Raw genomic sequence first — 23,929 nt, 5'->3', positions numbered from 1 at the left:
TGGGTAAAACGTTTGTCCAGTCCCTGTGGACTAATGGGGAGCTGTTGGAAGGCGGCTGTCCGACTTAATCCATCCAATGTGCTGGCAGGATTGCCCATCCAGCCAAACACCAAGCTGCGGATGAAGTTCGAGCCGCTGAGTTTGCGCTGGCGTTGAATGAAGCCGCTTTTTTTGCTAACGCGTCCGCTTTTTCATACAAGATGGCTTGCAATGCGGTGGCTACTTTTGTCAGTATCAATGCGCGGTCTCCTTGTCGAAGTCGATCTATTCGGTGTGCAAAACTAATAGCCTACCAGAGAGGGAGACCGCTTTCGCGGGTTAAAGTTGATGCGTATAGTAGCCAGAATGGCTTCCCCATCCAACTTGCTGAGTACATGCGCATTATTGGTACGCAAGGCTTCCAAGGCATTGTTCAATGGCTCCATCGGATCAAAGGCCAGCACCTGCGCTTGGGTATTGGTAAACGCCGCAACGGTTTCACCGAGTAGCTGATCGGGATACAGTTGCCCGATCTGACCGCGTGCCGTGGCATGTATGGCATCCAGTTCTTGCATGAACGCAACCAAGCTAAACTGCTCTTTTAGTGCCTTCAAATCACCGATGGCATTGATGATCGGATTGAGGAAACTGTCCAGTAAATCCTGCACACGACCTTTGAGTGCGGTGAAGATCGGTTGCAAAATCCCCCCCAAACGTGCGGGTGTTGCTACCGCAAAGACACGCTGAACCACATCATGCAGCCCTGATTCCAAACCAGTGATGCCGAGTACGGCGAGCAGGTCACGGATAAAATGGCGTGCAAAATCCAGCGGGGAGAAGACCAGCCGCAAGCGCCCGGTAACAATATCGACCTCGGACAGGCCAGTGTGGGTCAGCTCGTTAAAGCAGTTACTTGCTTGGCGCAAGCTTGCCAGATAGCGTTGCCGCTGCACGCTAAAACCAGCCAAGGCGGTTTCAATATCCAGTGCCTTGGCGCAAGCACTCAATTCGGTTTTTGCAGCACTGTCCGGCAACTGGGCGACCGCCTCACGTACTGCCCGCAACGCCGGTTGCAAACGCATCACAATGGCTTGAGGATCAACTGTCTCAACCCCATGACGGGCGGTGTCTATCAGGGTGGCGGCATCACGCGCCAGCGTAGCAAGGGCTTGGATAGCGGATGCGCCTTGCAACCAATCGAGTACCACCACAAAACTGTCTGCACGGGGTTGCCGCCCACCACCGAGTAACGCACTGATCAGGCTACCCAGTGCAAAGCTCAGCTCCAGCCGGGGCAAATTGGCGGCTTGGGACTGGAGGTCGGCAAGTAAGGCTTCAAGCTGCGGCTGGATCTGCGCCGGATCCAGCGGATCAATCAATGCCAGCGCCTGTTCACGCAATTTTGTAAGCGTTTCTGCCCAGCTATCCAGTTCAAGGCTGCCAAACACGCTGTCGCGGGCTTGCTTCAACTGGGCTTCGGTCTCCTGCAACAGTGCCGATGGCTGGAATTCGTCCACTTTTTCCAGCACTTGGTCAAAGCCGGTACGCAACGGCTGCAATTCAGCATTGAGGTCAAATCCGCCAACTACCCTTTTGATGTCGTTGATGGCTTGTTGCACTGGCTCCAGCGCAACAGTGGGCGTCAGGGTTTCAATGCGGGTTTGTAGCTTGTCGAGTTCAGCGTTGATACTGGTCAACAACGTGTGCGGGTCGTGCTGGCGGATGGTTTGCAACAATTCATCGTATTTTCCCTGAATCCCTTGCAAACTACTTTCCAGTTCCGGGCGCAACTGGAACTTGCCATCCGGCCCGATTTGCAGTAGTGCTTCGATCTCGCGTTGGAGATTAGCCACACTGGTTTGCTTGACGGGACGCACGACATTAACAACCTCTTGCTCCATTGAATCTGGCAGCAACTCAAATGGCACTTTGTCAACCACATTGGTGGTGGTATTAATGGCCTCAACCACCGTGCCAAAGTAAGGACTCATATCCGCTTGCGCCAGTTTTTGTGCGAAAGTTTCGATCTCCTCCGCGACCCCGCCGATGACGTCTTGGAGGTTGAGCTGGTCAATATAGTTTTTGGCATCCTGAAACAGGGTTTGCAGTGCCTCCGTAACCTCATCAACAGCATCCTCTGTGGTTTCCAAGGCTGTCTGTAGTGTACTGACCGTAGTGTCCAGGATTGTCTGAAGACGCCCGACAAGCTCACCAATAAAACTCAGAGCCTCCGCAATCGGAGCCAGTACCTGCCGGGTGGCATCGGCGACCACATCCATCGGGATCGCCCGCACCGCTGCGTGGATGCTTGCCAGTGCCTGTTGTATGGTAAGCCGCAATTGCAGCAAGGCCCGTGCCAACTCGGACGGGAGTGCCATGATGGCATTGATACCCTCTGTAATCGGGCGGCTGAGGTTCGCGGCATCAAAACTCCCGATACCCGCCGTCAGTGTAGCAAGACGGCTTTCCAACTGGTTGAGCCAACCGTCCAGAGACATCGCAGGGGCTGCACCGAGGTCGATGGCAAACAAGGGTTCAATACGCTTGGCCAGCTTCTGGATACCACTCTCAAGCGGCGTCATATTAAGGGAACCGAGCTGGAGGGTGGTTTCCTGTACTGCGTGTTTCAGCCCATCGGCATCCAGATGTACCAATGTCGCTTCGCCAAAGGCCATCCCCTCCGCCACTGCCGTCACCAGCGCCCGCACGGGAACAATAGCATTTTCAATGGCCTGCTTGGCAGCCTGTATCTGACTGGGGTCATTGATGTCGAGATTTCTTAAAAAATCTGTCAGTGGCAGGCTGGTATTCAGGCCAAGTTGCTTTTCGACCTGCTCCACACCTGCTGCGATATGGTCGGCATCCAGTTGACTGTTGACCACCACGGCTAACTGTTGACCTGCTTCTAACAGCGTATGCAAACTCATCAAACCACCGAGCGACTGCGCCAACGCTAATACGGCTGGCACCAACTCTGGCAATTTCAGGTCATCAGCATCCAACTTGCCCCCCGTCAGGCTGACAAAACTGAGCAACAGTTCACGGGCATCTTGTACTGTGGCATTACCCGCCAGTAATTCAGTCAAGCGGCTTAACTTGCCGAGAAAATCCCCTTGATAAGACAGTTGTCCGTCAATAACCGCCGCGAGTTCAGGGATGCTATTTGGCAAATCCAGCGTACCAAGGCGGTCAGCCAGCCCGACCACCTGATTGATGGAGGCCAAGGTGTCATTAGCGGCGGGCAGGTTAGCCAACACCGGAGTAAGTTCAGCTAACGCCTGCTGTAAGGTGCTGACAATGGAAGAAAAATCACTGTTGCCAGCATACTCCTGCACACGGATGAAATCCCCCTTCAGGTCTGGCATGGAGATGGCATCCATTTCACTTAATGCCGTACCGACACTAACGTGCAAACCGTTGATGCTGGCACTGGCATCCAAACGCAAACTCAAGGTTGCATTCAGTGTCATGTTCCCCCTCCACCCGCTGGATTATCAAACAAGTCATTAAGCTTAGCCAGGATGCCGCCAACGCCGCTGAGTGCATCATGCAAACCCTGTGCGGCAGGTTTCAACGGTTGCAGAAGATCACCAATCTCAGGCAAGGGAGCCAACAGGCTGGGCAAATCCAGCAAATCCAGCCCCAAGTCAATATCCAGATCCAGATCAGGGGCTTGCAGATCCAAGCCCAGCCCCATATCAGGCGGTTCGGGAGGTTCGGTGTATTCCCTCAGGCGGATACGGTAATGGAATTGGTCTGGTGTTTCAGTGGATTCCTCAAGTTGCAATGCCTCAATCAGCACTTCTTCCAGCTCGGACTCGCTGACAATATCTGCCACAAAATCCACAGGCTCACCGAGGAGAAACTTTTGCCGCAATTCTTTGAGGAATGCATCACGTGGCTCATCACCATAGAGGGAACCATCAATTTCCACGACCAGCGCACTACGCCCCAGATCCTGATGCAGATCCCCTGAAAGCCCCGGTATCGGTAGCCGCACTAGCCGCCGCGATTCCTGTGCGCGTATCTCTGTAATACGTGGAATCTCCCAGCCACCGACTATTGGCCTTGCCCGCATTGCTGCGCTCCTTCGGTGAAATATCAAATCACAAGATGTACTCGTCCAAACACGCTACCGCCCTCCTATGTCATGGTGGGGATGCTTTGCTCACACGGGATACCCCCAGTGAACCAAATACCGGCGCATAACCGTTATAACTTTTTTGCACACTACTTGAACTTTTCTGCACCTTTATCAAGATTAGTTAGCACGCTTGACGCTACACTTATGCAGAAGTGTCAACAGGGGCTTGCAATGACCACAGGAAAATCCGCCGTCAAAATCAACCCACCCCGCACCGGCAGCCTCTATTCCCGCGCTGCCTTGGTCGGGCAACTGCAAGCCGCCCGCCAGCAACCGTTGGTATGGATTTCCGCCCCCGCAGGCGCTGGCAAAACCACGCTGGTGGTTGACTACCTCGCCAGCCAAACGATCCCCGCCCTCTGGTACCAACTCGACGCAGGCGACACCGACCCCGCTACCTTTTTCCACTACCTCGCGCAAGCTTCCTATCACCTGTGCAAGCCAGACCTGCCACTGCCCAGCCTCACCCCCGAATACCACGGCAACCTCGCCATTTTCACCCGCAGCTTCGCCGAACGCCTGTGCGCTGACCTCATCCCCCCGGTGGTGTTCGTGTTCGACAACTTTCAGGAATTGCCGCACGACTCACCCTTGCAGCCGCTGTTCCGCGAATTCACCGCCGCCTTGCCCGCTGGTTTTCAGGCATTTTTCCTCAGCCGCGACAAGCCGCCTGCGTGGGTGGCGGGGTTTGCTGCCCGCCATGCGGCCTGCCTGCTCGACCGTGACGACCTGCGCCTGACGGAGGTGGAGGCCATCGGCATTGTCCGCCTGCTGGGAAATGGCCTTGCCACCCGGCGCAGTGAGGCTGACATCCGCCGCATCCATCAGGCGGTGGATGGCTGGGCGGCGGGACTGATCCTGATGTACCGGGCATGGCAGAAAGATCCCGACCTGCCACCGCCGGAGGATGGCGACAACCCCGAACTGGTGTTCGACTATTTCGCCAGTGAATTATTGGAACGCCTGCCCGCCACCACCCAGACCTTCCTGCTCCAGTCCGCCCTGCTACCCACCATGCCGGTGGCGCAAGTCAGCCAGCTTACTGCCCACCCGCAGGCGGAACGCATCCTGCAAAACCTGTATGACCGCAATTTTTTCCTCACCCGCAGCAACGGGGCGGAGCCGGTCTACAGCTACCACCCGCTGTTCCGCGCCTTCCTGCTGAAACAGGGGCAGGAACGCTGGGAGCGCTCGCAGCTTGACGCCTTACGCCAGCAAGCCGCCCACATCTTGCGGGACGCAGGGCAGCCGGAAGTTGCCATTGAGTTGGCGTTGGCAGGCGGTGACTGGCTTACCGCCGCCAGCATGATTGCCACCCAAGCACCGCACCTACTGGCGCAAGGCCGCCACCAGACCCTGCTGGGCTGGCTGCAACGCCTGCCGGAAACGCTGCTTGCCCCCCAACCTTGGTTGCTCTATTGGCAAGGTGCTGCTTTTGACGGGCATGACCCGTTGGCAGCCGGACGCTGTTTCAGCACTGCCTACCCGCTATTTGAGCAGGCAGGGGACGCCAGCGGTATGTACCAAACGCTTGCCAGTGCCCTGTTGGTGTCGTGGATGACCCAGCAGAATCACCAAGGCATCGACCAGTGGCTGCAACGCTTTGACCATGTGTACGCCCAGCACCCGGCTATGGGGGAACCCGCCAGCGAAGCGAGGGTGGTGTCCGCTGTGTTGATGGGCATGTCCTACCGCCGTCCCGACCATCCGCAAGCGGAAACCTTGCTGGCACGCGCCCGCCAGTTGTGGGCATTACCACTGGAAGCCAACCTGCGCTGGCAACTGGGTTCCGCCATCGGTTTTTATCTGGGGGGGAGTGCGGAACTGTTCCCGTGGGCCAAAACCCTGCGCCTGTACGAAGCGGCTGGGCATGACAAGCTGGTATCGCCGCTGGAACACCTGCACCTGTTGCTGTCACTGGCCTTCGTTGACTGCTTTGCTGGGCAGTACGACGCCAGCCGTGCCTATGTCCGCCAGGGTCTGGCGTTGGGGCAGGAGACCGGCGTGCATGTGTACGACCTGTTCCTGCTGGCAGTGGGCGCTTATAACGGCCTGATGCAGGCACGGCTGGCGGAAGCCGACCGTCATCTGGAGGAGATGCGCCTGATCCTGGCTTCCCAGCCACCCAATTTCCACACCGTCCATTACCGGCTGCTGCTCAACTGGCGGGCGCTGGTGGCGGGGCAATTTGCCGATGCGGTGGATCACGGGCGGGCAGCACTGGCACTGGCGCTGGAAAACGGCGCGGTCTACCCGCTGGCACGTTGCCGCCACGGGCTGGCGCTGGCCTTGATTGCCCACGACCAGCCGCAGGAAGCATTGGCACTACTCGATCAGGCCAGAATCCGCTGGGGGGCAGCCTACCTTCAGCAAATGGAGCATGACTGCGGTTTGTCCGAAGCTTGGTTGCGCTTGCGCATGGGTGAGGAGGCCACTGCTGCCCGCCTGCTCGCCGCCGCCCTGCAACAGGGCAGGGAACAGGGCTGGGGTTTGCCGCTGTGGTCATTCCCGGACTGGATCGAACCGCTGCTGCGCTTTGCGCTGGAATGGGGGATCGAAACCGCTCGTGTGCAGGAACTGATCCGGCAAGCTGGGTTGCTGCCACACGAAGCCAATGGCGGTATCCCTGCCAACTGGCCACTGCCGGTCAGAGTTAAAGCTCTGGGCACGTTTGTGGTGGAAGTGGGCGGCAAGCTGCTGACGCTGGAAACCCCTTCCCAAAACCGCCCGCTGGAACTGCTCAAAGCCCTGATTGCCTTGGGCGGGCGTGATGTTGCTGACGAACGGCTGATGGATATTTTGTGGCCTGATGCGGGTGGTGATGCCGCCGCCCGTTCCCTGCACACCACGTTGCACCGTCTGCGCAAACTGCTGGGGACTGAACAGGCCATTACCCTCAAAGACCGGGTGGTATCCCTCGACCCGCGACAGGTGTGGCTGGATGTGTGGGCATTTGAGCGCACCTTGGAACAGTTCCGGCAGCAACTGGATAGCCCACACCCCCACAGCGAAACCGTCAGACGGCTCTGGCAAACCCTGAGTACGCTTTACGCGGGGTCATTCCTTGGCAAGGGGGCGCAAAAAAGCTGGGCGCTGGATATGGCGGAACGCCTGCGTAGCCGGATGTTACGCTTCACTTTAGCGGTGGGTGAGTATTGGGAAAAAGCCTCCGGCTGGGAGCAGGCGATTCAGGTCTACCGCAAGGGGCTGGAAATCGACCCGCTCGTCGAAAGCTTTTACCAAGGACTGATGCGCTGTTACGAAAGCCTAGGCAGACCATCCGAAGCCCTTGCTGCCTATGGACGTTGCCGCAAGGTGCTGGGCGAAGGCTTGAATGTTATGCCCGGTGCGGAAACCGTGAAGTTGTATAAGGACATCCGGACGCGTGCTGAAACCACCCCCTGAAAATGCCTGCAAAAAACTACCAACCCCGTGCAACAAAATCCTAATGGCTGCCCCCTTGGGTGGTTTACCGTGAAGACAATGTTTTATTCACGGCAAGGGGGCATACAGTGTCAGATCACGCTTTCAGGATGGATTCCATTGCCAGCCAGTGGTCGGTCAGTGTCGAACGGCAAGGTCACTTCCTAGTTTCGCGCCAAACGGACGGTAGCCTGAAGGAATGGAAAGTACTCCATCCACTCAGATACATCACCCCCCTCCCAGAAAGACCCAAAATCATCAAATTTGGCGCAATTGAATTGAGGCAATACCGGCGGCGCTTGCTGTTTTTTAAAGGTGATCAACTGTTATGGGATATTGATACCGGACGCTTTGCTGGCACGCCAACCTTAACAGTCAGTAATGACGGCAAAGTCATCCAGCTAGAAAATGCCCGCTTCCCCGGCACATTAATCCCCGCTAATTTGACGCTTGCCATCAGTGAGGAGGCAGGGCGCTGGCGGATGTGGCTGAGTTTCCTATGGGGTGGATTTCAGGCAGAGGTTGATCTGGAGAGATGGCTTTCCTATCAGGAGGTTGCCGCATCAAACCTGCTGCTGGCAGGGATGGTATGCGCTGTTGGTGCTGGCGGCGTGTCTGTGGTGGATAACAACGAAGCAACCTTTTCACCTGCTTGGGTATTCTCTTTGCAAGGGGCGGCAACCTTTGTCGGGTTAGGAACGCATCTGGAGGCAGAAACCCTAACACTCGGTCTGTTGCCCCCACAAGTACTGCCCTTGGATAAGGGTACTGATGGGCATATGACATTATTGTCCTTGGGAAATGCTTATGAGATTCCTTGGTTCAACCTGAGCTTGCAGGGTATTGGGCAAGCCAGTTGGCGCACCCGCTCCTCTGATCCGGTCTACTCGGCATTGCAAGTGACAGCATGGGAACCTGCGCCACCCCGTGATGTGGCAGTTGAACCAACCTTTGCCGATGCAGGACGGATTGTTGCCGCTATCAGCCAATACGAACCTGCCCCGACCCTAGAACTGCAAGCCGGGGGCGGTTTAAAAGGAGAAAATGCCGAGCCTTGGGCAATTCCGTTGTTACGCCCCGGTTATTTTGCCGTTTATCACCGGGATGGCAAGGTGTTGGAACATACTATGCTGGCTACCTTGCGTACTGATGAACAATGGCTGCACAGCAACCATGTCAGCCTGCGCTTAGGTGAACCACGTTATCCGCTGCTATCACTAAGCTGGGACGATAGCCGAACCCGCTGTGGGCATCCCGCCCTACTGCTGAATAAGGAATACGGGCTGCGCTATCAGCTTCAATTCAGTATGGTCAGGGCAGACAATTTGACGGCAGAACCGATGGGCTATCCTGCCAGTGCGAACGCTATTGTGGCGCTAGGCAGCCATGAGCCAACATTGACGGAACAGGATATAGCCCTCGTGCGGCTAACAGGGGCAGAACCTGCCAAAATCGTATTTCCCTCCAACTGGTCTGCAAAATTCCAGCGCCATCAGGATTTGCTGTGGCTGGAATTCCATTTCAGTCGTATCCGGCTGGTGGCGCAAGGTACTGACTTGCCAAGGTTGGAACGCCTCCAGTTAGCACCGATACAACAACCGATAGTCGTCATCAAATTTCCACCACAAAGCATCGCAGAAGCGTGTTCGAGGGAAAATGCCGATGGTATGGATGATAGCCAGTCTTTGCCTCTCGCGTCTGTTGCAGCGGAACCAAGCCGTTTGGCATGGCGGTTGACACGCAATTGCACACTGAATGCCCAACTATTGCTGGGGTGGCTGACAGACCCCAACAGCCATGGGGTAGCGCTTGTCAGTTTATCACCCAGTTTGGCAGCATCCGCCCTTGCACCGCCAACGCTTCTCGAGCCGCCGACAGCACAGGAAACGGCAATTGAAGCACCCGTGCGCCTGTTCCTGTCACCTGATCAGAATGGGATATGGGAAGGTAGCCGTACCCCCATTGAACATACCCACCAGACAGAACTGTGGCATGTGCGTCTGCGTGACAAGCGTGGCGTAACGCCTGTTGTCAAAGCCATCTGGGCTGAAGACTATCCCGACCATTCGGTAGAATTGCCCCTAACATGTGCCGCCCTGAATAAAGTAGACAGGCACGATATTGTTGAAAAATCGACGAAAGACCTACCAATCAATAGCAACAAGCTAATGCTATCGAGCCTAGGAGCATGGCTGGATTTAAAAGGGGAATGGAAGGAGGGACTGAACACGTGCGATCCCAACGACAGCAATCTGGAATCATGGCACCACATCGCCACCTTAGGGCGTGACCATTTTGTCAAAATAGTGCGCAGAGGCTACCTCTTTCCTTTTGGGCATAAGGCCGCCTATATCAAAATCACTGAGCGGAAGTTTATCAACAAACCCATGGGCTACCGTGAAGCCCGCTTGATACAACGAACGTTCATCGTGGTGCGGGAAAGGAAGCGCTCATTTCCCTTACCCCTGATGGTTCCGGCCCCTAACAGCCCTCCAGCACCTCATGCAGAACAATTAAGGCGCAGTTTCCCGTTTGAACAGGTGGAAATCCTGATAGAGCAAACACCTTGGATAGACCCACCAGGCGATGAAAAGTTATTCTGGCCAACCCTCAGCAACAGTGACTACCGGTTTCCTATCCGGGCGACAGACCGGGAAGGACAAACCGTTGAATTCATGGCTCCCCTGTGTTTTGTGGGGAGCTGCCCTGCCAAAAGTGCTGTCAACGCCATTATTGGTGCATTCAATCAGGATAAAAAGCGCAACAGCTATGCGCTCCTAAACCAAACATTGGCATTTGCCCCCGGCAGTTCTAAGCTTGAAGTGAGCCACCTGACGGTATCGGCTGCCTATGCAGGGGATATGCCGGTGACAGGGGATACTGACCCCAAACGGTCATTCAACCCCAGTATGGCCTACCTGAATAGCGGCAAACTGGCTTTTACCCCGGCCTCTGTCGTTCTGCCTGTACTGCGTCAATTGGGAGGCGTTACAGCTCCCCAGCCATTTTGTTATGCCGCAGCTTATAGCGAGTACGGGTTTGGCGGGAATAACAAGGGCGAGTTGTTTTTCAGGGCAGACGCTGCTTTTGATTTGGCATTCGGCAAAGACAATAAGCCAGACAAAATCGGCGCACTGGCAACGCCCAATATCAAAATCGGTGGCATTTCCCGCAAAATCGGCCCAGTCGGTATCAATGAGGCGGTTAGTAATTCATTAGAGACAATAAGGGTGGGTACATTTGATCCAGCCAGTTATTTCAGTGATGTTCTGAAGGCCAAATTGCTGGGTGGGGTAAAGCTGAAAGATATACTGAAAACCACTGTCGGTGATTTGGGTACTGCACCACAATGGGTGACAAGTCAGGAAGGCCAAGACACCGTTTATCGTTTGCAATGGAATACACTACTGCAAGAAAAGGGCATTTTCATTCACAACCTACCCGACCCACCCGCCCTCGGCGAATGCCGCCTTGATTTGGTGGTAGAAAACCGTGTTAAGTCAGGTAGCGACATCAGTTCCAAAATGACTGCCGAATTACAACATTTTGGCATTAGCCTTGCCGGTGTCTTAATCATCAACTTCGAAAAGTTCATTTATCAGGTCGTACCCGGTTCCAAACCCCTGATCCATCTCGCACTGAAAGAAAAGGGTGGCATCACATTTGGGGGGGCATTGGAATTCATCAATAAAATTGAAGAGTGTCTCAGTTCGAGTTTGGGTCATTTCACTGACCCACCCTACATCAATGTCAACACGGATGGCATTACTGCCGGTTACAGCCTGCCCATCCCCAATATTGCGGTTGGCGCGTTTGCCTTGCAAAACCTTGCATTATCGGCGGGCATCACCTTACCGTTCACCGGCGAAGCCATGCGGGCGCGGTTTGCCCTGTCTGAACGCCACGCCCCCTTTATGGTGACAGTCTCACTGTTTGCGGGTGAAGGGTTTGTGGCACTTGCCGTGGGGCCTGACGGTATCGAAACGGTGGAAGTTTCCTTGGGGTTTGGGGGCAGTATCCAACTTAACCTAGGGGTCGCCAGTGGTGGCGTCAGCATCATGGGCGGTATTTATATCGAATACAGTGACAAGGATAAGGCCAGTCTATTGAGCGGCTACCTGCGCATCAACGGGGCGATGGAGGTGTTGGGCATCGCCTGCGTGAGTGTCAGCTATTACCTTGCCCTGAACTATGAGACCAACCGTAAGGTTGCCTGGGGTGAAGCCAGCGCCAGCCTCAAAGTGGAAGTCGCCTTTTTCAGCAAGAGTGTGACAGTGAGTGTGCGGCGTGAATTTGCCCGTGGCTCCGAGGACTTGAGCTTTGCGGCCCTGATGTCCCCACAAGACTGGTCTTCTTACCAGCAAGCATTCTGCGAGGAGTTATAACCATGAAAGAAACCGTCATCTGGACTGTATTGCCGGACGGTATCCACGGCCTGCCAAGGGGAAGGCAACAGTTACGGTTTTCCATCAAGGTTTCCCCACGCCTGACAGCAGATGGGCGGGGTACGGGGCTGGGGCGTTTTACCCGCTGGCCTGACAATATACCCGCAACGTTCCCTGTCCGGTTTGCCCACCTTCCTGATAATGCTGCCCCATTGATGGCTCGGCTTGACCCTAAAGTACCGCTGGACAGCACCTTGTGGGCCAAGCTGTTCCCGCCCAACACCAACATCCATAGCTATGACTTCAGGGAATCTGATTTCAGGAACCGCCCCATCCTGTCTTACCCGGTCAGCAATGTTCTGGGGCATGTGAAAACAGCCGTCCAAGCGGCGGGTTTGGAAAGCCCCAACCGTTTGCCTGCGGTTGCCGCCATCATTGGCAAGCGTAGTGGCAGCATAGTGGGTGATGGTGACACGCTGGAGTGGAAAACACCGGGCTATCTGGGGGATCCTGATGTTTTGGATACTTTTAAGCATCCCCGCTGGCGTAACGGTATCCGTGAGGAATTGCTGGCGCGGGGTTTCGTCAAGGCCGGTAAACCGCCACACATCTGCCGTGATCTGGCGCAAGCGCGGGAATTTTTCCGGTTTTCACCCCAAAACGACAAATACGCTGACAAGCCAGACAAGCCAGTGCCGGATTTCCACGAACTGCTGAGTATGCTGGATGATTACCCTTACTTGCTGCGGCGTCTGGGGCTGGTGTTGGATCTGGTGTGTGACCTGCCTGCCGGTTTTGCCTCCATCCCCCAGCCCAAACGCAGGCTCAAGCTGGCTTGGGCTGGCAGTACCGATGTTTGCCCGTGGACAGCGTTTGAGGCCGACTTCCGTGCCGCCAACAAGACGCCAGATACCTACACAGATGGCTTGCTGGACTTGTCCAAAGCCCATTTCAGCGTGACGGATGTGGATGTGGACGGGGCAAGTTTCAAATACACCAACCTGATTGACACTGCCCGACGTTTGCAGGGTCAAATCCACACATCAGGCAATGCCATGCAGACGCTTGAAACCATGGGTTTGCCTGCTTTGCGCACTGGCGGTATCAGCGTCATCCAGACCGGGCGTGCCGAAACCTTTGCCCAAACCATCAAGAATAACGGTCAGTTGAATGACACGATGACCAGCCCTGATTTGTGCCTGTATGCCGAAGACCTGACCAAAGGGGTGACAGTGGATGTGCGGGTATTACGGGCAGGGCCGCAAGACCCACGTTCCGGGCCGTGGCGTTCGCTTTGCCAGCGCAAGGAGTTTTACGACGTGCGCCCAATAGGGAGTGACACCTTTGACAAAGACCTCACCGGCCAGATTGGGGAGGGAACCCTCACGGCGGCTATTACCAGCCCCAGCGAGATAAAGGGGCAGACAGGCGGGGAATTGCGCTTGCATGAGTCCCTGTTTGCCTGGGATGGCTGGAGCCTGGCAGTGCGCAGACCCGGCAAGAAGATTGAGGATGGTGGTCATCAACCGACTGACAGCAACCCGGAGGTTCCCTTGGAAAGCCGCCTGTCAACCCGTTTTGAGGTGGTTGGGGGTTCCCTGCCAAAGCTGCGTTTTGGGCGGAAGTATGCGTTGCGGGCGCGGGCAGTTGACCTTGCGGGAAATGGCAAGAAATGCGGCAACGGTGAAACCAGCTTGACAGGCGCTTTCCCAGAAATCACGTTCCGTCGTTATGAGCCAGTTGCCGCTCCGGTGATGGCGGCTGTCATTAGCCCGACCCGACCACTGAAGGGGTATGTCGCGGGGGAATCGCTGGAGCATCTGGTGATCCGCTCGCATAACCACATGCCAGAGGATAATTTGAAGCCGACGGCGGATACGACAGCCCGCTGGTTTGTGCCGCCGCGTGTGGCGCAGGAAATGGCGGAACGGCATGGGATGTTTGAGGCAACGCCCCCGGATGGTCAAAGCTGGTATGAGCTGATTGAGAAGCGTAGCGGTGACAAGGGGCAGTTACCCGAATGGGCAACACCAACACCGTTACAGTTGCAGGAGCCGCCGTATTTGCCTGTGTTGCCAGATGTACCGTACTTGCCTGACCCGTTAGCCCGGTTTACTGCCATCCGGGGCTTGCCGGGGAGTACGGATCCTCTGCTGATCAAATCCTCTGCGGCAGTTTGGCCTCATGCAGCACCGTTCCGGCTGGCCTTGCGTGAAGGCAAACTGGCGTATGCGTGGGATGAAACCACACGGGTACTCACGGTTTCCCTGCCCAAGGCGGCGGTATTGCGGCTGCGGGTCAGCAGTGCGCTGGAGTCGCCGCAAGCACTGGCATTGCTGGGCATCTGGGCTTGGCTGGCGGAAGCTGCCGCCCCAGAGCAGGCAACGAAACCTCAGGAACTAACAAAACTTCAGGAACTGGCGCTCAGTGGCGGGCATTGGCTGCTTACCCCCTGGCGGGAACTGGTGTTGAGCCATGCGGTGCAACGCCCCTTGGAACCACCCCGCTTCCAGCAATTTGCCCCTGCCCCCAGAATGCCCGGTGAAACCCGCGTTGTGTTTAGTGGGCAGGTACAAGTCCACGCTGCGAGTACCGGCAAGGTTGAGGTAGGCGCATCGTGGTTCGACCGGGTGGATGATATGCCCAAAGGCACGGGCAATGATTGGAGCGGGCAGCAGGCTGCCAACCCGTTTGTTGCTGACCCATTTGTTGCCAACCCGTTTTATCTGACCAACACTGCACCACTGCAAACCCTACTGTCTTGTGCAGGCAAGACCCAAGAGTTTGGGGATAGCCGCCACCGCCGGGTGACATACCACGCCACTGCCACCACCTTGTTTGCTGACTGCTTTGTGGATGAGGTATCTGATGGGGTGGTAAAAGGGCTGGAGCCTGTCACCCTCGACATCCCCAGTTCGGCGCGTCCTGCTGCCCCGGATGTTGATTACATTATCCCCACTTTTGGTTGGGAACTGGCACATGAACCCGATTGGCATGGCAAACCGCCGCCGGGTACTGCCAGCCAACCTCCAGAGGCAAACACCGTGGTCAAAAGCCAGCGCCGGGGTGGGAGTGTGCGGGTCTATTTGCGCCGCCCATGGTTTTCATCCGGCGATGGTGAAATGCTAGGCGTGGTGATTGCACCAGTACCAGCGTTGCGCTTGGACCACAACCATATGACTGAGAGTCTGGCTTTGCCCAATGGCTTGGCGGCGCTAGTCACCCAATGGGGCTATGACCCGATCTGGATTGCGCACGGGACTTATGCTGTCCCCAGTTTGCACCATTTCCCTGCCGCCAAGGTGCGGGAAAGCGGTTTGGCGCTGGAGGAGCTTGCCAACAGTACCGCTAGGGTCGCGGTTGCTGCCCATCCGGTGAGTTTCGATCAGGAACGCCAACTGTGGTATTGCGACATCCCGATGGATACCGGCCCGACCTATTTCCCGTTTGTACGGCTGGCGCTGGCACGTTACCAACCCTGTTCGGTGCAGGGCGTGGAACTTTCACGGGTGACACTGGCTGACTTTATCCAGCTTGCGCCCGACCGTAGCGCCACCGTGGTGAGTGATGCGCGTGACCCTTGCGTGGTGCATCTGAGCGTATCGGGGGCATTCCCGATTGCCCCGACCCGATGGCGCATCTCGGAGAAACTGGCATTTGCTTCTATTGTCATGGTGCGAACTGAAATGCTCGACCTGACAGATACACAGGGGCAAACATGGCTCCCCACCGGAACACCAACCCAACTTATCCCCAGCCATGTGACGCTGGCGGCGAGCGTGTGGATGGGTGAAATCCGTTTGCCCTCCGCACGGGGCAGCCAGCGTTTCCGCCTGCTCATACAAGAGGAAGAAGTCCTTGAGGAAGACCTGCGGACGGCGGAGGTAGGGGCATTACTCGCTATAAACCGCCCTCCAATACGCACGGTATACACCGATGTTATTGAAATTTAAGCATAAAATCAGAAATGGAGAAAGGTAATGGACTATCAGAAATACAGGGAACTTAACCCGGCCAAGAGGTGTGTTACTCCGCCATATCCTGTTTCCTCCATACCGACCAGCCCGGCTACCGCTTCTACATTTTCGGAGAATTATGGGAGCCGGAAACCAAAGTCGATGCTTACGTGCGCGAGGACTGCGCGGGCTGGACTTTGCTTGACGACAACACCTTCCGCGCCCCGCCAACCTGCGGGTGCTAGTCAACACTGATATGTAAGGAGTTAACAATGAAACACCAAAGTGATTTTGATGGCGATGGATTCGCTGAAATTCCTGTATCCAGTCCCTGGGGCATCGGGCTCCTGAAGCAGACTGGCAACACCCTTACCGCACCAATGATGGCTCCCAATGGAACCCGCTTTGGTGAGTGGCTACTTAATACTCATGATAATAACTTTACCAAATTGGGTGATTTTGATGGTGACGGAAAAACTGAATTGTTGGTTACTAGTCCCTGGGGAATTGGGATCCTAAAGCAGTCTGGTAACACCCTCAGTGCGCCAATGATGGCTCCCAATGGAACCCGGTTCGGAGGGTGGCTTTTCAATTCCGTAGACAATCAAATTTGTGCCATCGGTGATTTTGATGGAGATGGTAAAGCAGAAATTCTGGTAACAAGTGGTTGGGGAATTGGAATCCTAAAGCTGTCTGGCAACACCCTTAGCGCCCCCATGATGGCTCCCAATGGAACTCGGTTCGGTGGTTGGCTTTTTAATTCGGCAGATAATCAAATTCGTGCTGTCGGTGACTTCGATGGGGACGGCAAGGATGAAATCCTGATTACAAGCGGATGGGGAATTGGAATCCTAAAGCTGTCTGGCAACACCCTTAGCGCCCCCATGATGGCTCCCAATGGAACCCGCTTTGGCGGTTGGCTTTTTAATTCATTGGATAATCGAATACCGGTTGTTGGTGATTTTGATGGCGATGGTAAAGCAGAAATCTTGATTACAAGTGGCTGGGGAATTGGGATTCTAAAATTATCCAGCGGCGTACTTCAATCTCCAGTAATGGCGGAGAATGGCAAGAAATTTGGTAATTGGCGGTTGAATACCACAGATAATCGTTTCGGTCTATCTGGTGACTTTGATGGCGATGGTAAGACTGAACTTTTTGTGGCAAGCCCTTGGGGAATTGGCATTCTGAAATTATCAGGGAATACCTTTACTGCACCGGTCATGGTTTCTAATGGCACTAGTATTAATGGCTGGCGCATAAATACAGAGGACAATCGCTTCAACAAAGCCGCTGACTTTGATAAAGATGGAAGGACGGAAATACTCGTTACCAGCCCTTGGGGGCTTGGAATCCTTAATCTATCAGGAAATTCACTTGTTACCTCAATGATGGCTCCAAATGGCACTCGTTTTGGTGGTTGGTTATTGAACACTGCCGATAATGATATGGAGCTTGGAGTTGGTGAATCAAATGCTGTAATTATTTATCATAAAGATTGGAATGCTGCTGTTTTAAATACCAAAAATACTTTGCAACAACGCGGCTATATGATCCATTCCACGGATGATGCAAATATTGGGCTTACTAAACTAAGGGTGTTATCATTGACTGCAAAATCTGGTGATAACGTTATTGTTTACCTTGCCGGTCATGGAGGAAATGCGCGTCAGCTTGGGGATATGAGCAAAACCCCAAGTCTGAAACATAATATTCAATTCAATAAAGGGGAATTATTGTTATCCCAATTATCGCCCTTGTTTCAGAACATGGGAAACATGGGGGCTGACCTGACAGTTATAGATGGAAGTTGTAGTGGAGGGGAAACAGCCTATAATGCTATTGGCGAGCGATATTGTGCAGTTGCCACTACCAGCCTATATACACCTGGATTAACTAATTTCCCAGATTTCTCCAATATAATCAAAAAAGAAGGAAAGCCAAGTGCTTTCGCATTATGGTGGGCGAAACCTCGCTTAGCTGCAAGTTGGGCAAATGGTGTTATTATTTCCAGTATTCCACTGCGCTTTTCTCAACGGCTATACAGGAATGACAGAACTGAATTTTCCAAGTTAATGTTCTTTATCAGGCCAGCAGTCAATGTTCTTGCCACACTAGACAGCGGTGGTTGGTATCTCAAGGATTCGTATTGTTACCTGTATCGTTTTATATATGCGGATGAATATAATAAACTGACCGATACGGAAAAAAAGAAGTTCACCAATAACACGGAAAGTTTTATATCTAGAATCCAAAGTGCGGTTAGCCCCCAAGAAACGTTTGTTGACAAGTTAATATCTACTCTTGATAACGATAATTTGATGGCAAATTCCGCCAATGTATATGTGAGTTATTTTGCAACATGCTGGCAAACGTTAGCAGGTGATTATTCCTGGAATCCAGAGACTGAGCCTAATAAATATACCGATAAATTGCATGGAATATCTACAAGCCCTTATCAGGGAAAGATTGGATTCGATTATATGCGAAAAGAAATGATTACGCACATCCTTATAATAAGAGAGTGTTATCAAAAACAAAAAGATATTTTGTGGGAAATAGATGGATTGGTTAGCTCAAGAAGAATGTTTAATATAGCAGAGCTACGATCAACAAGCTTAACTATCCCTCGGGCAGATAGCATGGAAAATTATATGGATTATAATGAAACAGAATTAAGAGCCACTAAAAAAATAAATAAGGTTCTCCAGGATCTCAACAAGTCCCAGCCTGATTTGGAAAACATAATTTCTTTATCACATACGGAAATTATGCAGCTAGGAAACATAAAGATTACCAATCTGGTTAAAAATAGCATGGATAAAATAAAAGTAAATTTCTTGGATATTGGGGCAACATCCTCCAGTCTTGATGATTTGATTGCTCGATTTAAGGCACTTTCTACACTTCAGTCGTGGCATTTAGGGCGAGCTAATTTTTTACTATCCTTGATTGAGGATGCTGTATGTAAAGTACAAACAAAGCAGGCCAATCCGGGTGAAGTAAACATTTATTAGTAAAACCCGATTGCATGAGCAATATCTTCGCCAAACCTCTGGTAAGTTCATAGGTTAAAAAGTGGTCGGTTATTAAAATTTAACTGCCAATACTGGCGATAAGCTTTAGGGTGCGATTCAAACACGACGAGGAAAGATTACAATGCCTACACTTCAGCAGACAACAGGGTGGAAAAACCAGCGCACTTGGCATATTGACCCGGTAAACGGCAACGACAGCTACCCGGGTTCAACCTCCAGAAAAGCGCTGAAAACATTCCGTGAATACCTGAACCGGACTGCCTCGGAGGGTTTCCGTGAATACACCCAACGGGTGGATATACACATCCTCAATGACCTGCCCCGGATGACATACGCGCCAACTTAAGCCCCTATCCCATTGATTAAACACGACTCATCCCCATTTCTCGGCATTGACTCAACAGGGCAAGCAGCGGACTGGGCAAACATTGCAACGTCCGCTTTCTGGGGCGTTCGCTCAAACTCTTGATGTTGTCATCCTCAAAGCGGGCATCAACAGGGAAACAGGCTTTGATGCCTGCGTTGAGGTCATCCGCGACGGTTTTCCACAGTCGCCAATCGGTGAGTCGGCGGGGGTTATCGAGTTTACGTTTGGCATTGGCAAAGCGACTTTGCGTCATCTTTTCCAGCACGGCTGCGTACAATAATTTGCCGTGTAGATACAGCTCAGCCAGTTTTGAGCCTTTGTGCGCCCGTAGCTCATCGACATTCAGCAAACTTTTGAGGCGTTTGATCACCACTCAACCTGCCAACGGACACGGTAGAGTGCGGATGCGGTGGTGGCCCCTCTTCTGTGGATTAAACTGTCACTAAACCCTCATCACATAGCTCTTGCACCTTGCTCCATTTTCCGCTGTAACCTACCTACTAGCAAAACGCCAGCGTCATGCAAATACAGAAGCAGGGCGTAAAATGCCTGCAAAAAACTACCAGCCCCGTGCAACAAACTACCAATACCTCCGCCCACCCTCCTGTACCCTGACCCTATTCGTTTTCATCCGACAGGTGGGAAATGCCCAGTGGAAGAGCAAAGTTTCATCGTCAGGTTTTACCGTACCCACGGGCTGCACCCAGACAAGGCCGTGGGTACGGTACAAGCCGCCGAATCCACTGTGCGCCTTAACTTCAACGGGATGAACGGGTTATGGCAAGCCATGATCCGTTTGCATGACATATCAACTAACCAAGCGAGGTACAACACAATGTCTTTGAAACAATACGGGGTGCTAGTGGGCAAAGCCACTGGCGGGAAACGTGAGGATGGTGAGGACACTCCCCACTATCAGGTTCAAGTGCGCAGCGCAGGCGTGGACTACCGTCTGGCGGTCAACGTCAAATCCAAAGGCGACAAGCCGGAATTGCTCTACCTCATCGCCGACCCTTTTGAACACCCTATCCTGAATCGGCTGGCAGAACTGGCAGAGGGTTTCACGCTGATTCACTCCCAAGCGGGCGGGGTAGCACTGGATTTTGTACGCGGCAACTTGTTCGACAAAGATGGGATGCGCACGCTGCCCCACAACCTGCCTGGCCCCAGCAATGACCTGAACGACCGGATCGAACATCTGGTGGCACGAGCCATCAGTGAGCAGGATGCTCAGGTGTTCGCCTTTGGTGAACGCTGGGGGCCAGAACAGGATCTGAAGGACAAAATTTTTGGTTTCAAGCCCGGCAATGGCGTCCATGACATCCACATGAACCAAGGCAACGACGCCGCTTACCGCAAGGATGATGGGGTCTGGCAGGACGGCGGGTTGCTGTTCCACTTCCCTTCCACCCGGCAATGGGTTGGCGTCTTTCTCGCATTCCAGTCACAGTCTTGGCATACGGATGACCAGACCGGTCATACGATTGAGGAGGATGACGACCAAATCACAGACAAGCAGGTACGCATCATTGCGGCGATGGTGAACCCCGCCGGGCCAGACCCGGAAGTGGAAACTGTGTTGTTGCTCAACCCCTCACCGCAAGCCATTGACCTGAGCGGCTGGCAGATTGCCGACCAGCAAAAGCGCAAATGCCCATTGTCGGGCAGACTGCCTGCCCACGGGACAATCAGCGTGCAACTGGGGGCAGGGGTAAAACTGGGCAATTCCGGTGGACTGATTACCCTGTTGGATAGCAAGAACCTCAAAGTACATGGTGTCAGCTACACCAAAATACAGGCACGGGAAGAGGGTTGGCTGGTTGTATTCTGAAGTAAGGAGTCAATGAGATTATGTGCAAAAAAGTATTAACTAGCTTGTAAAGAAAAACAGCAAAAAAGGTCAAACATTATGTCCAAATTAAACGCTAAAGTACTGCTAAGCGGTACACAAAAAGTTGTCGGCACCGGCTGGCTGCCCCCCATGCCTGACTTACGGGACTATTCGCAGGGTCATGCTGAAATCAACAAGATGACCAAGAAACTAAAGCTGAGCAACAAAGCGGAGCTTCCCCCAACCGTTGATTTGCGGAAGTGGTGTTCCCCCGTGGAAGATCAAGGAAGGCTGGGTTCTTGTACCGCTCAGGCAGGTATGGGCATCGTTGAATATTTTCAGCGCCGGGCTTTTGGCAAACATTACGACGGCTCGCGTCTTTTTTTATACAAAACCACCCGTAATCTGATGGGCGTGACCGGGGATACCGGGTCTTGGTTGAGAAATACAATGGGAGCGCTATGTTTGTGTGGTGTGCCAGATGAAAAGTACTGGCCTTATACCGACAAACAAGGTGCTGAACCAGACGGTTTTGACCGTGAGCCAAGCGCATTTGTGTATGCCATTGCGGATAATTACGAAGCCATCAAATACTTCTGTCATGACCCAATGGGGAAAAACATTCCGCCAACAAAAGTGCTGGCAACCGTTAAACTGTTTCTTGCTGCTGGCATCCCTTCTATGTTCGGCTTTTTCGGTTTTCCGTCCTTCGGCATGAGTGATACACCGGGCGGTATTCCTTACCCTTCCGCTGAAGAAAGTGCAGAATGGGGACACGCGATTGCCGCCGTTGGCTATGATGATGATAAGAAAATCAAGAATACCCAAAGTGGACAAGAGACTACCGGGGCGTTCCTAATCCGTAACTCTTGGGGGGAAGGTTGGGGTGATGCCGGTTATGGCTGGTTGCCGTATGAGTATGTCCTCAATGGTCTGGCTGTCGACTTTTGGTCACTCTTGAGTATGGAATGGGTCGATACAGATAAATTCGGTCTCTGATTCTGTTGCGTCATCAAACAAGGGTATGGAAAGTATGACAGAAACACATAAGGCGGCTGCTCTCATCACATTAGGTGCAGCGGATCATGGTTCAACTGTACAGCTTACAGTAGGGGATCTGTTGGAGGTTGTACTGGAAGGCAATCCGTCAACAGGCTATATGTGGACTCTCGCCCCCGACAGTGGGGTGTTGCTTGCCCAACAAGGGCAGGCAACGTTCCAACCTAACAGTGGTGCATTAGGGAGTGGCAGCATGATGACCTGGCGTTTCCAAGCCATTGCCCACGGTGAAATGCTGCTTAAATTACGTTATCAGCGAAGTTTTGAACCCGATAAAGCTCCGCTGAAACAATTTGCAGCCAACCTTACCATTAAGCAATAACGAGCAATCGAAAACCATGAGCATTCCACCCTCGTTAACGTAAAATGCATTGTTAAGCTAGATCAGCTTGACGACACTGCTATAATGCGTACAACCCGAAAACAATGAGGAATGTCTACATGCCCACTATTTTGATTACTGGTGCGAATCGCGGTATCGGTCTGGAATTGGTTCGCCAGTATGCGGCGGACGGCTGGCATGTCTTGGCTTGCTGCCGTTCACCCGAAAATGCTCACGATCTGAATAAATTAGCCCAGCATTCCAACGGTCAAATCACTTTACACCTGCTGGACGTTACCCAAGCGGCTCAGCGTGCCGCACTCGTTGCCCAACTCAAGGGGCAAGCCATCGACATCTTATTCAATAGCGCAGGCGTATCAGGCAGTTGGAGCAGCCAAGGCTTCGGGCAGTGTCAGGAAAAAGAATGGTTAGACGTGCTGCATATCAATGTTGTTACCCCGATGCTGATGATGCAAGACTTCGCCGCAAACGTTGCCCTCAGCGAACGTAAAATCATTGCCAACATGAGCAGTAAAATGGGCAGTATTACGGATAACACCTCCGGTGGCAGTTACTTGTACCGCTCCAGCAAAGCGGCATTGAATATGGTCAACAAGAGCGCTGCTCATGATTTGGCACGCAAGGGAATTGCGGTGGTGGCCTTACACCCCGGCTGGGTAAGAACAGACATGGGCGGCCCCAACGGTGAATTATCCGTCGAAGAATCGGTTGCCGCCTTGAAACACAATCTTGCCAACGTCACCTTTGCCGATTCAGGGCGTTTGATCGACATCGACGGCAGCACTATCCCGTGGTAGCAGAAACACCGAATCCGGCATCGCAAGCGGCGGACAAACGCCATCGCTTGCTGGTGGTCTTTGAGCGTTTATTGCCCTTGGTCGATAGCGTTTCCGACAAGGTGCGCTTTGCTGTTTTATTGGGATTGGGGCTGGATGCGTGGATTTTTATCTGGCTGTTTTTTCTCAAAGGTACATCGTTAACCAGTGCATTAATCGTGGCGGGCGTGGTGTTACTGCCGCTATTGATCTTATTGCGTTTCTGGTGGGCATTAGAAGAACTGAAAGACTTACCCACTATCGCCGGGCGGATGCTGGATGATGCCCAAGGTGAAATAACCGAAACCGTACAAGGTATCCGTGCAGGACAGGTGCAGAAATTGGGTTTCCTCAGCTCTGCGAAAAGTTTGTGGAGCATCGGCTCACTTGCGGGTGAAGCCCGTGAACTGATTGGCTCCTACTTGAGCATCGGGACATTGGTAAATCCCTTCTCTCTGATACTCGGCGTGCTATCGCTGTTATTTGTTTTATTGTTAGGTGTGGTGGGGTTTTTGTTACTCATACTGGCATTTTTCTGATAGTCGGTAGTTTTTTGGCGACTGTTAGTTATTGACTACAAAAAAACTAA

General features: G+C 53.3%; 14 protein-coding genes. 10 read left to right on the top strand and 4 right to left on the bottom strand.

Going from position 1 to position 23,929, the window contains the following annotated elements:
* Positions 1-64: 64 nt before the first annotated feature.
* From BLV87_RS19265 to BLV87_RS06120, 3 genes are read right to left on the bottom strand one after another with little or no spacing between them, the layout of a single operon-like run.
* On the bottom strand, positions 65-238 hold the full coding sequence (locus BLV87_RS19265) for a hypothetical protein (protein ID WP_175517799.1): 174 nt from the start codon (positions 236-238) through the stop codon (positions 65-67).
* 43 nt (positions 239-281) lie between these two features.
* Complete coding sequence (locus BLV87_RS06125; RefSeq protein ID WP_093066462.1) at positions 282-3,449, bottom strand: AAA family ATPase; 3,168 nt, start codon at positions 3,447-3,449, stop codon at positions 282-284.
* Positions 3,446-4,057 carry a hypothetical protein gene (locus BLV87_RS06120; protein WP_139282130.1) on the bottom strand — a complete coding sequence of 204 codons (612 nt, stop codon included), beginning with the start codon at positions 4,055-4,057 and terminating at the stop codon, positions 3,446-3,448. Before BLV87_RS06120 ends, BLV87_RS06125 begins: the two co-directional genes overlap by 4 nt.
* A gap of 237 nt (positions 4,058-4,294) precedes the next feature.
* Between BLV87_RS06120 and BLV87_RS06115 the strand changes: the two genes are divergently transcribed.
* The 5 genes from BLV87_RS06115 (at position 4,295) to BLV87_RS06095 (ending at position 19,271) form a co-directional block, all read left to right on the top strand.
* A complete protein-coding gene (locus BLV87_RS06115; protein WP_139282129.1) occupies positions 4,295-7,528 on the top strand; it encodes an AfsR/SARP family transcriptional regulator in 3,234 nt (1,077 codons plus the stop codon).
* 107 nt (positions 7,529-7,635) lie between these two features.
* Positions 7,636-11,931, top strand: a complete 4,296-nt coding sequence (locus BLV87_RS06110; protein WP_139282128.1) for a hypothetical protein — start codon at positions 7,636-7,638, stop codon at positions 11,929-11,931.
* Positions 11,932-11,933: 2 nt separating this feature from the next.
* Entirely contained in the window at positions 11,934-15,884 is a 3,951-nt protein-coding gene (locus BLV87_RS06105; RefSeq protein WP_093066454.1) for a hypothetical protein, read from the top strand.
* 275 nt (positions 15,885-16,159) lie between these two features.
* On the top strand, positions 16,160-18,904 hold the full coding sequence (locus tag BLV87_RS06100) for an FG-GAP repeat domain-containing protein (protein WP_093066452.1): 2,745 nt from the start codon (positions 16,160-16,162) through the stop codon (positions 18,902-18,904).
* Between the two features lie 142 nt (positions 18,905-19,046).
* On the top strand, positions 19,047-19,271 hold the full coding sequence (locus BLV87_RS06095; RefSeq protein ID WP_093066450.1) for a hypothetical protein: 225 nt from the start codon (positions 19,047-19,049) through the stop codon (positions 19,269-19,271).
* Positions 19,272-19,287: 16 nt separating this feature from the next.
* Here the strand turns inward: BLV87_RS06095 and BLV87_RS06090 are convergent, their stop codons facing one another.
* On the bottom strand, positions 19,288-19,662 hold the full coding sequence (locus BLV87_RS06090; RefSeq protein WP_139282127.1) for a hypothetical protein: 375 nt from the start codon (positions 19,660-19,662) through the stop codon (positions 19,288-19,290).
* Between the two features lie 282 nt (positions 19,663-19,944).
* Here BLV87_RS06090 and BLV87_RS06085 point away from each other — a divergent pair, with 282 nt between their 5' ends.
* The 5 genes from BLV87_RS06085 to BLV87_RS06065 all read left to right on the top strand — a co-directional run bounded on the left by BLV87_RS06085 (position 19,945) and on the right by BLV87_RS06065 (position 23,879).
* Entirely contained in the window at positions 19,945-21,123 is a 1,179-nt protein-coding gene (locus BLV87_RS06085; protein ID WP_217629944.1) for a DUF2278 family protein, read from the top strand.
* 78 nt (positions 21,124-21,201) lie between these two features.
* Positions 21,202-22,122 carry a C1 family peptidase gene (locus BLV87_RS06080; RefSeq protein WP_093066446.1) on the top strand — a complete coding sequence of 307 codons (921 nt, stop codon included), beginning with the start codon at positions 21,202-21,204 and terminating at the stop codon, positions 22,120-22,122.
* A 34-nt stretch (positions 22,123-22,156) separates the two neighbouring features.
* Complete coding sequence (locus tag BLV87_RS06075; RefSeq protein WP_175517854.1) at positions 22,157-22,504, top strand: protease inhibitor I42 family protein; 348 nt, start codon at positions 22,157-22,159, stop codon at positions 22,502-22,504.
* A 119-nt stretch (positions 22,505-22,623) separates the two neighbouring features.
* Positions 22,624-23,322 (top strand): SDR family oxidoreductase, encoded by a 699-nt coding sequence (locus tag BLV87_RS06070; protein ID WP_093066442.1) that lies wholly within the window; start codon positions 22,624-22,626, stop codon positions 23,320-23,322.
* Positions 23,316-23,879, top strand: coding sequence for a hypothetical protein (locus BLV87_RS06065; protein ID WP_093066440.1), 564 nt, complete (start codon positions 23,316-23,318; stop codon positions 23,877-23,879). The genes BLV87_RS06070 and BLV87_RS06065 overlap by 7 nt, the downstream gene beginning before the upstream one ends.
* Positions 23,880-23,929 lie beyond the last annotated feature (50 nt).

Source organism: Thiothrix caldifontis, from assembly GCF_900107695.1.
Classification (GTDB): Bacteria; Pseudomonadota; Gammaproteobacteria; order Thiotrichales; family Thiotrichaceae; genus Thiothrix; species Thiothrix caldifontis.
Note: the sequence above shows the minus strand (reverse complement) of the source record. Positions and strands in the feature narration are given on the sequence as shown.

Excerpts from the sequence above, each read along its gene's own strand:
- BLV87_RS06115 (WP_139282129.1), top strand. The coding sequence starts at position 4,295 with ATGACCACAGGAAAATCCGCCGTCAAAATCAACCCACCCCGCACCGGC.
- BLV87_RS06070 (WP_093066442.1), top strand. The coding sequence starts at position 22,624 with ATGCCCACTATTTTGATTACTGGTGCGAATCGCGGTATCGGTCTGGAA.
- BLV87_RS06120 (WP_139282130.1), bottom strand. The coding sequence starts at position 4,057 with ATGCGGGCAAGGCCAATAGTCGGTGGCTGGGAGATTCCACGTATTACA.
- BLV87_RS06125 (WP_093066462.1), bottom strand. The coding sequence starts at position 3,449 with ATGACACTGAATGCAACCTTGAGTTTGCGTTTGGATGCCAGTGCCAGC.
- BLV87_RS06080 (WP_093066446.1), top strand. The coding sequence starts at position 21,202 with ATGTCCAAATTAAACGCTAAAGTACTGCTAAGCGGTACACAAAAAGTT.
- BLV87_RS06095 (WP_093066450.1), top strand. The coding sequence starts at position 19,047 with ATGCCTACACTTCAGCAGACAACAGGGTGGAAAAACCAGCGCACTTGG.
- BLV87_RS06105 (WP_093066454.1), top strand. The coding sequence starts at position 11,934 with ATGAAAGAAACCGTCATCTGGACTGTATTGCCGGACGGTATCCACGGC.
- BLV87_RS06075 (WP_175517854.1), top strand. The coding sequence starts at position 22,157 with ATGACAGAAACACATAAGGCGGCTGCTCTCATCACATTAGGTGCAGCG.
- BLV87_RS06100 (WP_093066452.1), top strand. The coding sequence starts at position 16,160 with ATGAAACACCAAAGTGATTTTGATGGCGATGGATTCGCTGAAATTCCT.